The organism is Streptomyces sp. NBC_00690 (assembly GCF_036226685.1).
Classification (GTDB): domain Bacteria; phylum Actinomycetota; class Actinomycetes; order Streptomycetales; family Streptomycetaceae; genus Streptomyces.
Genome location: NZ_CP109009.1, coordinates 6,230,508 through 6,243,681, shown reverse-complemented (window position 1 = coordinate 6,243,681; position 13,174 = coordinate 6,230,508). Strand labels below are relative to the sequence as shown.

14 protein-coding genes and 1 pseudogene are annotated in these 13,174 nt (G+C 68.2%); all 15 read right to left on the bottom strand.

Features of this window, described 5'->3' with window-relative positions:
- Nucleotides 1–447 precede the first annotated feature (447 nt).
- Complete coding sequence (locus OID54_RS27495; RefSeq protein ID WP_329027819.1) at nt 448–1,005, bottom strand: TetR/AcrR family transcriptional regulator; 558 nt, start codon at nt 1,003–1,005, stop codon at nt 448–450.
- 71 nt (nt 1,006–1,076) lie between these two features.
- Entirely contained in the window at nt 1,077–1,913 is an 837-nt protein-coding gene (gene whiG, locus OID54_RS27490) for an RNA polymerase sigma factor WhiG (RefSeq protein ID WP_329023755.1), read from the bottom strand.
- Nucleotides 1,914–2,162: 249 nt separating this feature from the next.
- Nucleotides 2,163–3,326 (bottom strand): DNA-processing protein DprA, encoded by a 1,164-nt coding sequence (gene dprA / locus OID54_RS27485; protein WP_329023753.1) that lies wholly within the window; start codon nt 3,324–3,326, stop codon nt 2,163–2,165.
- A 510-nt stretch (nt 3,327–3,836) separates the two neighbouring features.
- The gene (locus OID54_RS27480) at nt 3,837–5,453 is read right to left on the bottom strand and encodes a YifB family Mg chelatase-like AAA ATPase (RefSeq protein WP_329023751.1); all 1,617 of its coding nucleotides are present in this window, start codon (nt 5,451–5,453) and stop codon (nt 3,837–3,839) included.
- Entirely contained in the window at nt 5,453–5,815 is a 363-nt protein-coding gene (locus tag OID54_RS27475; protein WP_329023749.1) for a YraN family protein, read from the bottom strand. The genes OID54_RS27480 and OID54_RS27475 overlap by 1 nt, the downstream gene beginning before the upstream one ends.
- 85 nt (nt 5,816–5,900) lie before the next feature.
- Nucleotides 5,901–6,209, bottom strand: a complete 309-nt coding sequence (locus OID54_RS27470) for a DUF2469 domain-containing protein (RefSeq protein WP_003965949.1) — start codon at nt 6,207–6,209, stop codon at nt 5,901–5,903.
- A gap of 55 nt (nt 6,210–6,264) precedes the next feature.
- Entirely contained in the window at nt 6,265–6,780 is a 516-nt protein-coding gene (locus OID54_RS27465) for an NUDIX hydrolase (protein WP_329027818.1), read from the bottom strand.
- A 217-nt stretch (nt 6,781–6,997) separates the two neighbouring features.
- Nucleotides 6,998–7,738 carry a signal peptidase I gene (gene lepB / locus OID54_RS27460; RefSeq protein ID WP_329023748.1) on the bottom strand — a complete coding sequence of 247 codons (741 nt, stop codon included), beginning with the start codon at nt 7,736–7,738 and terminating at the stop codon, nt 6,998–7,000.
- 91 nt (nt 7,739–7,829) lie between these two features.
- Entirely contained in the window at nt 7,830–8,771 is a 942-nt protein-coding gene (lepB, locus tag OID54_RS27455; protein WP_329027817.1) for a signal peptidase I, read from the bottom strand.
- Nucleotides 8,731–9,755: pseudogene (gene lepB / locus OID54_RS27450) on the bottom strand (signal peptidase I). Before lepB (OID54_RS27450) ends, lepB (OID54_RS27455) begins: the two are co-directional and overlap by 41 nt.
- Nucleotides 9,748–10,671, bottom strand: a complete 924-nt coding sequence (lepB, locus tag OID54_RS27445) for a signal peptidase I (RefSeq protein ID WP_329023745.1) — start codon at nt 10,669–10,671, stop codon at nt 9,748–9,750. The pseudogene lepB (OID54_RS27450) and the gene lepB (OID54_RS27445) overlap by 8 nt, the downstream one beginning before the upstream one ends.
- A gap of 139 nt (nt 10,672–10,810) precedes the next feature.
- The gene (gene rplS, locus OID54_RS27440; RefSeq protein WP_329023743.1) at nt 10,811–11,161 is read right to left on the bottom strand and encodes a 50S ribosomal protein L19; all 351 of its coding nucleotides are present in this window, start codon (nt 11,159–11,161) and stop codon (nt 10,811–10,813) included.
- Nucleotides 11,162–11,291: 130 nt separating this feature from the next.
- Nucleotides 11,292–12,113 carry a tRNA (guanosine(37)-N1)-methyltransferase TrmD gene (trmD, locus tag OID54_RS27435; RefSeq protein WP_329023741.1) on the bottom strand — a complete coding sequence of 274 codons (822 nt, stop codon included), beginning with the start codon at nt 12,111–12,113 and terminating at the stop codon, nt 11,292–11,294.
- Nucleotides 12,113–12,733 (bottom strand): ribosome maturation factor RimM, encoded by a 621-nt coding sequence (gene rimM / locus OID54_RS27430; RefSeq protein WP_329023739.1) that lies wholly within the window; start codon nt 12,731–12,733, stop codon nt 12,113–12,115. The genes trmD and rimM overlap by 1 nt, the downstream gene beginning before the upstream one ends.
- Before the next feature lie 200 nt (nt 12,734–12,933).
- Complete coding sequence (locus OID54_RS27425; protein ID WP_005311361.1) at nt 12,934–13,173, bottom strand: RNA-binding protein; 240 nt, start codon at nt 13,171–13,173, stop codon at nt 12,934–12,936.
- Nucleotide 13,174: the final 1 nt, after the last annotated feature.

Here is a 13,174-nt window from a genome sequence, read left to right as displayed (position 1 = left end):
CTCCCCGTCATTGGCACGCCACCGCTCGGCGGGGAAGTCCCCCTCCCCGCGCAATTCACCCGTCCACGGCGCGACTCTTCCCTCCTGTCACCCGGAGCGCTGGTGCTCAGTGGCGCCGTCCTGGCCCTGTACGGGGTCCTGCGCCGCCTCTCTCGGCACCGCCCGACAAAGGGGCGACGGCATCGCGACCGGGGCGCCAGGGAGCGGAGTGGCCACAGGTCGCGCTTTCGACCCAGAGGGTCCTGGAGCCCCAGCCATCACGGCGGACCCGCAGTAGCGGAAATCAGCTACGGGTGCCCCGGCACGGGCGACATCTGCTCACGAACAAGCCGGGCACGGAGCGACACGGCGAGCAGCGCCCTGGCACGGCTCAGCTCTGGACGATGGCAGGTCGACTTGAGCCGGAACGGCACAGGTCAGGTCAGGTCAGGTCAGGTCAGAGAACAATCAGGTCTGGACGCCGCGGAGAGCCATGGAGACGGCGGCATTCGCAATGACGTCCGGTTCTTCGGCAGCACCCAACTCGATGCGCCGCACCGCCGCGTCGACCACTCCTTGCAGCAGCATCGCCGCAAGGCGGGGCTGACGGTGCCCGAGTTCACCGAGCGCCTCGCCGATCATCGTGATCAAGCCTCCGTGCGCGGCACGGATCTTCTCCCGGGCGCCGGCATCCAGCTCGCTGGCGGAAATGGCGACGACCGCGCGGTGTCGCCGGTCGCCCACGAGGGTGAGCTGCTGGCGCACATACGCCTCGATCTTCCCTTCGGCCGTGTCCGCACGGGCCATTGCGCCCTCGACCTCGGCGGCCCAGACGGGGAAGTCGACGGCGCACAGTTCCTCGACGACCGCGGCTCGGGAGCGGAAGTACTCGTACACCGAGGAGCGGGCGAGGCCCGTGCGCTCGGCGAGGGCGGGGAAGGTCAGTGCCTCCGTACCGCCTTCGGACAGGAGGGAACGCGCGGCGTCGAGCAGAGCGTCGCGCTGCATGGTCCGGTGCTCGGCCACGGAGGCCGCTCGAATCCTGGGCACGTCTCCACTTTACGGATATCGCGCAAGAGGCAGGCACGATTCAGCGTTCAACGGCCCACGTCGGCGAGCTTGGCCCGCAGCTGAAGGACCGATTTGGTGTGGATCTGACTGACCCTGCTCTCGGTCACACCGAGGACGTTCCCGATCTCGGCGAGGGTGAGGCCCTCGTAGTAGTAGAGGGTCACCACGGTCTTCTCCCGCTCGGGGAGCGTGTTGATCGCACGGGCGAGCAGCCGGCGCAGTTCACGGTCTTCGGCGACCTCGACGGGATTGTCGGCCGCCGTGTCCTCCAGGGTGTCCATCAGACTGAGCCGGTCGCCACCCTCGCCGCCGACATGCAGAAGCTCTTCGAGTGCGACGACGTTCGCCAAAGACAATTGGCTGAAAACGGCATGCAGTTCCTCAACTGCGATACCCATCTCCGAAGCCACCTCAAGCTCCGAAGGGGTCCGTCTGAGCTGGGCTTCCAAGGTGGCGTAGGCGCGTTCCACAGCTCGCGCCTTCTGTCGGACCGACCGCGGGATCCAATCCAGAGCACGAAGCTCGTCGATCATCGCCCCTCGGATGCGGGTGATGGCGTAGGTCTCGAACTTGATGGACCGCTCGATGTCGAACTTCTCGATCGCGTCGATCAGCCCGAAGACCCCGGACGAGACGAAATCCGCCTGCTCCACATTGGACGGCAGCCCGACACTGACCCGGCCCGCGACGTATTTCACCAGTGGCGAGTAGTGCAGGATCAACTGCTCACGCAGCCGCTCGTCCCCGGTGGACTTGTACGACCGCCACAGCTCCTCCAAGGAGGAGGGAGCGGGGGGCCGGACGGCGCCACGGGCAGCGCGGGGTACTGCCGCGCGGTCAGACCCGGAGGTGTGCTGTGGCATGGCGTTGCCTTGAGCCGTTCTGCTGTGAGGGGAGTCGGTGAGGGATCGACGAGCGTCTGGGCCAGGAGGGTGAGCGTAGCGTGACTGAACGGTCGCGGTGGGCGAAGGTCTGGTGAACGACCCGCTACGGGGTATCCACCGTCGACCACACCTCGAACCGGCACCGAGACATCACACACCGGCCCTCAGACGCCACCCACGGGCCCGCAAAAGGTCCTCGACATCACCTTTTCACCCGAATGACCCAGGTCAAGAACCGCCTCGCCGCGCGTTCGACCCGCGGATCGCTTGATCCGTCAACTGCCAGTAGTCGCCATGGCGTTCGACGAAGCCCAGGGCATGCAGCCCGTAGAGCTTGCCGAGCGTCTCTTCCGGCACGGTCCCCGCGATCCGGGCGAGTCGCGCACAGTCAACCGCCCCTCGCGCCGGAACCGCTTCGAGCACCCGGGTGCTCACCTCATCCAGTAGATCCCGCGGAAGCACGGGACCGCGTCGAGCGGGTGCGAGCTCGCCCATCTCCCCCACCAGTTCGACGATTTCATCGACGTCGGTAACCAGCACGCCCTCACCCCGCAGGAGTTCATGGACTCCCGCGGAGAGGCCGCTGGTGGCCGGGCCGGGAATCCCCATCGTGTGGCGCCCCAATCGCTGAGCACAGCGGGCAGTGACCAGGGAGCCGCTGCGGTACTGGGCCTCGACCACCACCGTGCCCCGAGTGAGCGCCGCGATGACGCGGTTGCGCAAGATGAAACGACTGGGCGTGGGGTGATCGCCAGGCGGTAACTCGCCTACGAGCAGGCCCTGTTCGGCGATCCGCCCGATCAACTCGGCATGACCCCGCGGATAGACCGTGTCCACCCCGCAGGCAAGCACGGCCACGGTGGCGCCGTCCGCGCCCAGTGCCCCTCGGTGTGCTGCGCCGTCCACCCCGAACGCGGCCCCCGAGACCACGACCCAGCCGCGCTCGGCGAGCCCGGAGCCGAGCACCGCCGCCATGTGTGCGCCATAGGGGGTGCAGGCTCTGGCCCCGACGATCGCCACCGACCGTAGCGCCCAGGCCCTCAGGTCGGGGCGCCCCCGGACCCAGAGTCCCAGGGGTCTGGCATCCCCGAGATCATCAAGCTGTGTCGGCCACTCCTGGTCACCGGGGCAGATGAAACGACCGTTTGCTTCACCGATGGCGGCCAGGTCACGGCTCGTGGCGGCCTCCCGTGCCCTCGCGCGGAACGCTGCCAAACGGCGCGGTGTGGCTCCCGTCAATTCCACTGCGCCGGACTCGGGTCCGGCGAGTCTCGCCAGGACCTCGGGGGCTCCGAACTCCCGGAGCCATCGACCGCCCCGCTCATCTCCGGGCTCGATCACACGAGTGAGGGCCGCTCGTGCCACCCGATCGGGGTCGTCCGCATCCGACATCGTCCTGCTCTCCCTTCGTTCACACGTGTTCGCGGCAGAGGAGGCATTCACCTTCCTCGGCCCTCCTCCGTTGCGGACCACACCCACGGTTCGGGCCTCCCACCCGCCTCGCTGTGGTTCGGCCCGCGCCCCGCCTTCTCCGGCATCCATCCGCCAGCCTCACTCGCATCCCGCATCCCGCATCCCGCATCCCGCATCCCGCATCCCGCATCAAGGCTGGTCGCCCCCCTGCCCGCTCCTGACGTCATCCGCTCTCGCCCCGGTGCTCCTCTCAGGTCCTGCCCCCTCCTGGCAGGTCCGGCCTGGGCTGGGCCTTCCGGCGGCCCGGCCACCCCTGGGCCTGAGCTCTGCCGACCGGCCCGCTCATCCGCAATCCATCCCGCTGGTCGCAGAGCCCGAGTTCGCGCGCCGCAACAGCCACGGCAGCTTCGGTGTCTGCCCCGTCGCACGCCCAGAACACTGGATCGCGGCGTACGGCCAGCCGCATGCTCGCCCGCTCAGAGGCCGGCTTCACCGACTCCTGGTGCCGACCCGTTGTGGCGTTCCTCGGGCCACTCCGGTGCGCAGGGCCAGCGCAAGATCGACATCAGTCTTCTCCGGCCGATCCCGATCTGCCAGATCCGCCAGCGTCCAGGCCACCCGCAGCACCCGGTCAAGCCCGCGTGCCGTGAGCAGACCGCGCTCCATATCCCGTTCGGCCGCGGCAAGTGCCCCTGGACCGGCCCGCCACCGCGTCCGCAATTCATGGCCGGGCACTTCGCTGTTCACCCTCCAAGGGGTACCGGTCAACCGCGATCGGGCCCGTCCCCTTGCTGCCAGGACCCTGGCGGCGACCGCCGCGGTGGTCTCGCCGCCTCCTCCTGGCCCCAGAAGATCGCTTCGGCTGACGGGGCCGACTCCGACCCGGAGGTCGATGCGGTCGAGCAGGGGCCCTGACAGCCGAGCCTGATAGCGCCGAACCACCGAAGGGGGGCACTCGCACCCCGCCCCGTTGACCGCGTGCCGCCCGCAGGGACAGGGGTTCGCAGCGAGGACGAGCAGAAAGCGCGCAGGAAGCCTCACCACCCCTCCGCTCCGCGCCACCACCACATGGCCCGATTCCAGCGGCTGCCGCAGTGCGTCCAACGACTTGGCGGAGAACTCCGGCGCCTCGTCCAAGAAGAGGACCCCGCGGTGGGCCAAGGAGACCGCACCCGGCCTCGGAAGACCGTTCCCCCCGCCGACCAGAGAGGGCATGGTCGCCGAATGATGTGGCGCACAGTAGGGAGCGGTGCGCACCAGAGGTTGATCGGGCGGCAAGATGCCCGCCACCGAGTGGACCGCCGTGACCTCCAACGCCTCCTCCTGGGTCAGGGGTGGCAGCACTCCGGGCAAACGCTCGGCGAGCATCGTCTTCCCGGCGCCCGGTGGTCCATGGAGCATCAGATGGTGCCCACCCGCCGCGGCGACCTCAAGCGCCGTGCGCGCCATATGCTGCCCCGCGACGTCAGCGAGGTCGGCGCAACCGCTGGGTGATGCGCCGAGCCCGGTACCCAGGCCGGCCCCGGGGACCATCAGCCCGGCCAGTGAACTGTCCGGGCTGCCTTCGGGCGCAGGGACTTCGTCCGGGACCGGTTCGTCGTTGAGCACGGCGATCAACTGGCGCAGGCTCCGCACGCCCAGTACGGAGACGCCCGGCACCAGCGCGGCTTCGCCGGCGGTCTGTTCCGGGACGACGACCTGCCGGTATCCCGCCGCCGCGGCTGCGAGCACCGCGGGCAGCACCCCGCGCACCGGCCGGACCCTGCCGTCGAGACCGAGCTCACCGATCAGCACCAGATCGGTCATGGCACCGGGGTCGATGCGTCCCGACGCCCCGAGCACGGCGGTGGCGATCGCCAGATCGAATCCGCTCCCTCCCTTGGGGACGGATGCCGGGCTCAGACCCACCGTCAGCTTCATCTGCGGCCACTCGGCCCCCGAGTTGACCATGGCCGCCCGCACCCGGTCGCGGCTCTCCACCAGGCTTTTGTCAGGCAGCCCCACCAGCGCGAAGGCCGGCACCCCCCGTTCCAAGTCCGCCTGGACCTCCACCAAGACGCCCTCGACGCCCACGAGCGCCACGGAGCAGGCCCGTGCGAAGGACATCAGGCCACCCCTCGGACGTGTTCGACCAGGGGTGCTCCCCTTCGGGGCACGAGCACCGCCACCACATCGATCCGCACGCCGCCGGGCGGGGCTCCCCCCTGCTGCTGGAGCCAACACTCGGCAAGGTGTTTCAACCGATCGGACTTCGTGGGAGTGATCGCGGCCAGTGGTTGCCCGAAAGGCCCGGGCCTGCGGGTCTTCACCTCACAGATGACCAGGGCATCACCGTCGTGGGCCACGATGTCGATCTCGCCGACCCGTCCATAGCGCCAGTTCCTCGCCAGCACCGTCATTCCGGCTTCGGTCAGCAGCCGCGCTGCCAACTCCTCGCCGTACCGTCCCAGTGCCCCCGTACCGTTCATAGTCGGCACCACCTCCGGCACCGACTCTGACGGGTCACTCCCCTAGGTGTGGATCTTGGTGGACAACCGACCCATTGTGGATAACTCAGCCACCCGGAAGTTCGAGGTCGCTCTTGTTCAGCTCCTCGATGTTCACGTCCTTGAACGTGAGGACGCGAACCTGCTTCACGAATCTCGCAGGGCGGTACATGTCCCAGACCCAGGCGTCCGCCATCGACACCTCGAAGAACACCTCACCCTGAACCGAGTGCACCTGCATCTCGTAGTCATTGGTGAGATAGAAACGACGCTCGGTCTCGATCACGTATTTGAACAATCCGACGACGTCTCGATACTCCCGGTAGAGCTTCAGCTCCATCTCGGTCTCGTACTTTTCGAGGTCCTCGGCGCTCATGGCATGTTCCCCTTCAGCCTTACGTCCCCCTATTGTGCGCCAGCCCCACGGGCCCCTAGACGATTTCGGGGGCCAGGACGACCGGCATGCTCGGAGGACCCTCGGCGAGCAGCGTGCGCAGCAACTCGGCGAGCTTGGTCGGGTACACCGTCTCACGCGCCGAGGACAGTTCGGCGGAGGTCCACCACCTCAGACCCGTGACGCTGCGCTGCTCCAGTGCGGTGAGTGCGCGCGGGCCCGCCACGGTCTGGGTGGTGCGTGCCAAGAAGTACCACTCGTCCTGGTCCCACCGCCTGCCGTCGAAGAGGAAGGAGCAGTACCGCTGCCAGAGCAACGGCCCCCACTGCACATCCGTGATCCCCGTTTCCTCGGCCAGTTCGCGCAGTGCGGCCTCCTCACGGGTCTCATCGCCTTCCAGTCCGCCCCCGGGGGTGAACCACCAGGAGTCGGTGGGATCGTCCGGCTCACAGCCGTGCATCAGCAAGATGCGGTCCTGGGGGTCGAGGAGGACCACACGAGCCACCTTCCTCAGGCGTTCGCCCGTGGCCGGAGATCCATCCGCTGCTGTCAGTGCGTCGTCCGATCGGCCCGAAGCAGCCTCGGAGCTCTTGCGATCATCGCCCGCCGGGGTGCCCCGGCTGGTGTCGCCGGTCCTCTCGCCATCCGCCTGTGGCTCCTGCCCCGCTCCGGAGAGAACTGCGCCATCCGAAGGCGGCTGGCGGCGTTGCCGCTCTACGTACTCCGCGTATTCCGGGTATTCCGGGTATTCCGGGTAGTCCTGCGTCTCGTCATCCGGCATCCGCGGGCACCTTCCCCCGTCGTCGTGCAAGGAGTCCTCGCGCCAACGGTCCCCAGGCCGCCCCACCGAAGATCAGCACCGCCCCGACCAGCACCGACCCCACGATCAGCTTCACCGGCCCGGGTCGTGACACCCCGCCCGGCAGCTGGGCGAAGCTCTGCGGTCGCTCCAGCACTCCCCCGCCCAGGGGCCAGGCAACCGCGTCCAGCCGTGCCTCCACTGCGGAACGGGCGACCGACCCCTGTCCGGGGTCCTCAAGGTGGGTACGGGAGTCCAGGGAACCGATCCGCTCGTCGCCCAGCAGAAAGAGCTGCCCCGCGGGCACCTTGGCGGTGAAGTTGCCGGGCGACGCGGGGACTGCGTCAGGCAGATACGGTTCCTCGATCGGAACGCCGTTGACGGTGAGCTTCCGGCCATCACTGCAGCAGGCCACCTCGTCACCGCCGACGGCGACCACCCTCTTGACCATGGGCAGATCGCCCCAGCCGGCGTCCCGGAAGACGACGATGTCACCGCGCCGCACCTCGTCGCCGTCGATCCGTTGTGCGAGCACCCGGTCTCCGATCTCGACCGTGGGCGCCATGGAGTCCGTCGGCACGGTGTACGGCCGGTAGACGACCGCGCCCCAGGCGAAGCCCCCGAGGAAGAGCACACAGCCGACGGCCACGGCCACGCTCGACAACACATTGCCGAGCCGGCCGCGGCCGTCATCCGTCCGTATCGTTCCCATGCCCCTCCCTCACCCCCGACCGACCACCGAACGGCGGGGAGACGGGCTTCCCGCGGCGGTCACTGGCCGATCCGCGAACTGGGACGGAACCCTATCGGGGGGTGGACCCGGCGGTCAGCCGCTTCCTGCGCCACAGCACGATCGGCACGGCGCCGAGGGCCCCCATCGCCAGTGGCGCGGACGACACCGCGACGGACGCTGCGGCGTTCAGACCGGACTGGTCGAAGGTGGACGGTACGGGGAGCGTCGCCCAGCGGTTGACCGGCCATGCCACGACCACGGCCCGACCGACGACCTTGTCGACGGGGACGAAGCCCTCGTTGACGTCCTCCATGTGGTACCGGGAGTCCTTGGAGTTCTGACGGTGGTCGCCCATCACCCAGATCCGGTCCTTCGGCACCTTGAACGGACCGAATGGCTGGTCGTCACAGGCGGTGTTGCCTGGGTAGATGTACGGCTCGTCGAGCACCTTGCCGTTGACCTTGACCGGTCCGCCCTTGCGACACTCGATCGTGTCGCCCTCGATGGCGATGGTCCGCTTGATCAGGTCCTTCTCCTCCGCCGACGGCATCAGGCCGATGAAGCTGAGGAACTTCTGCAACACGTTCGGCTCGGGCGTGGGCTCGCCGTCCAGCCAGTTGCCGGGGTCGTGGAAGACCACGACCTCGCCGCGCTCGGGCTCGGAGCCGAACCACGGGGTGAGCTTGTCCACCAGCACCCGGTCACCGCGCTGGAGGGTGTTCTGCATCGAGTCCGAAGGAATCGAGAACGCCTGCACCAGGAAGGTCTTGATCAGCAGCGCGAGAATCAGCGCGATGCCGACCAGGAGGGGCAGTTCCTTCCAGAAGGAGCGCTGCTTCTTCCTTCCATGGTCGTCACCCCCGACATCACCGGGGGGATCGTCGAACGAGCCGGACGAACCGTCCTTCGAGGGCTCCCCGTCCAGATCGCCCGACGCCGGCGGGGATGGCTCGGCGGGCCTCCCCGGCCTGTCATCCGGCTGCTCGTGTCCGGACCGTGCGCCGACCGCCACGTCCCCCACATCCACTCCTCACTCCGTTGCCGACCGCCTACCCCGAAGAAGGAGCAGACCTACTACTCCCATAACGAGCGGAAGTTCCGCAGGGCGCGGGAGCGGGACCATTCCCTTGTGATCCTGGGACGACACACTATTCGACTCACGCAGCGCCGCCGTCGCCCCACCCGTCGCGTTGGGGACGGACGCGTAGGTCTCGGGCTCTTCCAGCCTGCGCCAGTGCTTGACCGGCCAGGCGATCACCACGGCGCGGCCGACCACCTCCTTCTCGGAGACCGTGCCGCTGTACTCCCGATCGATGTGGGCGCGCGAGTCGGCCGAATTTGATCGGTGGTCGCCCATGACGAAGAGGCGTCCCGGCGGCACCTTGACCTCGAAGGTCAGCGCCGACGGCACATTGCCCGGATTGAGGTACGGCTCCACGAGTGGTACGCCGTTGACGGTGACGCGGCCCTTCTCGTCACAACACAGCACGGTGTCGCCGCCGATGCCGACGACCCGCTTGATCAGGTCCTGCTCCTCGTCCGATGGCAGCAGGCCGATGAAGGTGAGCCCCTGTTTGATCTGCTTGACCCCGATCGGGTCGTTCTTCTTGCTGGTGGTGTCCTGCTCCCGGAGCCAACCGCCCGGGTCCTTGAAGACGACCACGTCACCGCGTCGGGGCTTGGATCCGAACCAAGGGGTGAGCTTGTCCACCAGCACCCGGTCCTGGATCTTGATCGTCTGTTCCATTGAACCGGAGGGGATCACGAACGCCTGCACCAGGAAGGTCTTAAGGACCAGGGCGATCACCAGGGCCACCACGATGAGCAGCGGGATTTCCTGGAGGGCGGAGCGCCGTCGTTTGCGGCGCACCTTCTTGGCCAGTTTGCGTCGCTCCGCGCGGCCCGGCAGCTGCCTGTTCCCGTCCTCGGGCGATCGAGTCCCGGTGGGGAGCCGGGTATCGGTCCTGGATGCAGCGTGCCGTCCTCGGTTACCCATCTATGCCGCCGGGCCGGCCCGAACCGGCGGGCGCAGCCGCTCGGTCGCTCGTGGGCCCGTGGGATGAGGGGGAGTCCGGAACGCGACCGAAGGCCGAGGTCTGCTCCACGGACGTCCAGTGCCCGACGGGCCAGATGATCCAGTCGGCCCGCCCGACGACCTTGTCCACCGGGACCATGCCTCCACCGGGGCTACCGAGGTGATCACGGGAGTCGCTGGAGTCGCTCCGGTGATCTCCCATGACCCAGAGGGTCCCCTCCGGGACGACGATGTCGAACGCGACCTCGGAGGCCGTATCGCCGGGATGCAGATAGTCCTCATCAACCGCCGTGCCGTTCACCTGGACCCTGCCCCCTTTGTCACAGCAGACCACCCGGTCACCACCGACACCGACCACGCGCTTCACATAGTCCGTGTCGGTCGGGTCGGCGAGGCCGATCGCCGTGAGCACACCCCGTGCCGCGGCGCTGACCGGATTCTCTTCCAAGTCTTCCCGAACAAACGAGCCCCTACCGTCGAAGACGATCACATCTCCGCGCTGGGGTTCCGCCCCGAAACGGTACGCCAACTTGTTGGCGAGGACCCGGTCACCAGGGTGAAGGGTCGGTGTCATGGACCCGCTGGGAATCTGGAAGGGCTGGGCCACGAAGTGGCTGAAAAGCAACACCACACTGATGAGAGCCACGGTCAGCAGGGCGGCTCGGCGCCAGGAGAACGCGACGAACCGCTCCCAAGAAGACGGTTCCGCACCGGCTCCAACACCAACAACGCCATCGCCATCGCCATCGGGATCAGAATCGGCGGCTGCCTGCGGTGTTCCCTCGGCGCCCACCGGGTGCGACGACTCCTCCAACGACTCGCCCGTATCGGGGCCGTGGGAGGGGTCGTGCTCGGTGTGCTTCGCTTCGGTGTCCATCGAGGGCGAAGCCTATCCGGCCCCGCTGTGGAGACGGATGGCGAGCAACCCAGGGGGGGCCGTCGCCCCGGGAACGCAAAAACCGGGCCACCGCGATGCGGTGACCCGGCTACCGTCGGCGCCGGAAAGGCGCGACGGCTCAGTTGTCGCGCTTCTCCTTGATCTTCGCGGCCTTGCCGCGCAGCTCACGGAGGTAGTACAGCTTGGCGCGGCGGACGTCACCGCGCGTGACCAGCTCGATCTTCTCGAAGATCGGGCTGTGCACCGGGAAGGTGCGCTCAACGCCGACGGAGAAGGAGACCTTGCGAACAGTGAAGGTCTCGCTGACGCCAGCGCCCTGGCGACGAATGACGACACCCTTGAACTGCTGGATACGGGAGCGGTTGCCCTCGATGACGCGAACGTGAACGTTCACGGTGTCACCGGGACGGAATGCCGGGACGTCAGTCCGCAGCGAGGCGGAGTTGACGACGTCGAGCACGTGCGACATGTTCGTCTGCTTTCTTCGCGATGCCACAGGTCATCAGCGGGAGAGAGGATGAGATTCTGAGGGCCGCTGCGTCGAAGCGGGCGTCGTGTCCCCCTGTGGCAGGGGCGCGCGCCGGACGTACGGCAGCTGCCTATTCTTCCACGGCTCCCGGCCTGCGCCAAAATCCACCGTCGGCCACCGGGGCCCAGCCCAGGATGGAGAGGATCTCCCGGTCCTTCTTGTCGAAGTCGGCCGGGTCACAGCGTTCGAGCAGATCGGGCCGGTTGAGGGCGGTGCGGCGCAATGCCTCGTCCCGCCGCCAGCGGGCGATCTTCCCATGGTGCCCACTGACCAGTACGTCCGGAATGGCACGGTCCCGCCAGGTCGGCGGCTTGGTGTAGACGGGCCCTTCCAACAGGTTGGCCATGGCGCCGGGCGCGAAGGAGTCATCGCGGTGGGACTCGGCATTGCCGAGGACGCCCGGCAGCAGCCGGGCCACCGCCTCGGTCATCACGAGTACGGCCGCTTCTCCCCCCGCGAGGACGTAGTCGCCGATGGAGACCTCATACACGGGCATCCGGGTGGCGTACTCGTCGATGACCCTGCGGTCGATTCCCTCGTAGCGGGCTGGGGTGAAGATCAGCCAAGGGCGGGTGGAGAGTTCGACGGCGACTTCCTGGGTGAACGGCCGCCCGCTGGGGGTGGGAACCACCAGGACGGGGCCCTGCGCCCCGGATTCGTAGCCGCCGGCCAGTACGTCGTCCAGGGCCTGGCCCCAGGGTTCGGTCTTCATCACCATGCCCGGGCCACCGCCGTAGGGGGTGTCGTCGACGGTGTTGTGCCGGTCGAAGGTCCACCGGCGCAGATCGTGCACCCGGACGTCGAGCTGTCCGCGGGCACGGGCCTTGCCGACGAGGGAGACGTTCAGGGGTTCCAGGTACTCGGGGAAGATCGTGACGACGTCGAGCCGCATCAGACATCGCCCTCGGGGGCGCGGCCGGTGTCGGAAGAGTGGGATTCCTCGGCCTCATCGCCCGGGTGCCGCGGCGACGAGTCGGCGTCACGGGCGGAGGCGATCTCGGCGCGGTCGTCGATCAACCCGGGCGGCGGGTCGATCACGGCGCGCTGCTCTTCCAGGTCGATCTCGACGACGATCTCCTCCACGAAGGGGATCATCGTCTCGCTGCCGTCCTCGCGCTCCACGATCAGCAGATCTTGGGAGGCCAGATGGCTGATCTCCGTGATCCGGCCGACCTCGGCGCCGTCGACGGTGACCACATCGAGGTCGATGAGCTGGTGGTCGTAGTACTCGTCCGGGTCGTCGGGCTGCTCCTCGGGGTCCACCTCGGCGATCAGCAGGGTGTTCCGGAGGGCTTCGGCGCCGGTGCGGTCCCGTACGCCTGCGAACCGCAGCAGCAGCCGGCCGCTGTGCACCCGGCCGGTTTCGATCGTCAGCGGTCCGATGCCGGCCGGGTCGGTGGCCAGTACCGCCCCGGGGGCGAGCCGCTGTTCCGGCTCGTCCGTGCGCACATCGACGGTGACCTCGCCCTTGATGCCATGGGCGCGGCCGATCCGGGCGACTACCAACTGCACTTCGCACTCTCTCCTGTCACGGGCCCTGAGAACCTCAACGGACATCGACGCATGAGCCGCCGCTGCCACCGGACGCCGGTTTGACCGGGGTCCGGACGGTGTGACGACCGCGCAGATCCGGACGACCACGGTGGTCGGTACGACTACGGGCCGGGAACGGCCAGGAGGCCATCCCCGGCCCGAGCCGGTGTTTCACTGGATCAGCGGACCTGGTCCACATCGACGAGGTCGACACGGATGCCACGGCCGCCGATGGCGCCCACGACGGTACGGAGGGCACGGGCGGTACGGCCGTTGCGACCGATCACCTTTCCGAGATCATCGGGATGAACCCGGACCTCAAGCACCCGTCCGCGGCGCAGATTGCGCGAGGCGACCTGCACATCGTCGGGGTTGTCGACGATGCCCTTCACGAGGTGCTCAAGAGCCTCCTCGAGCATG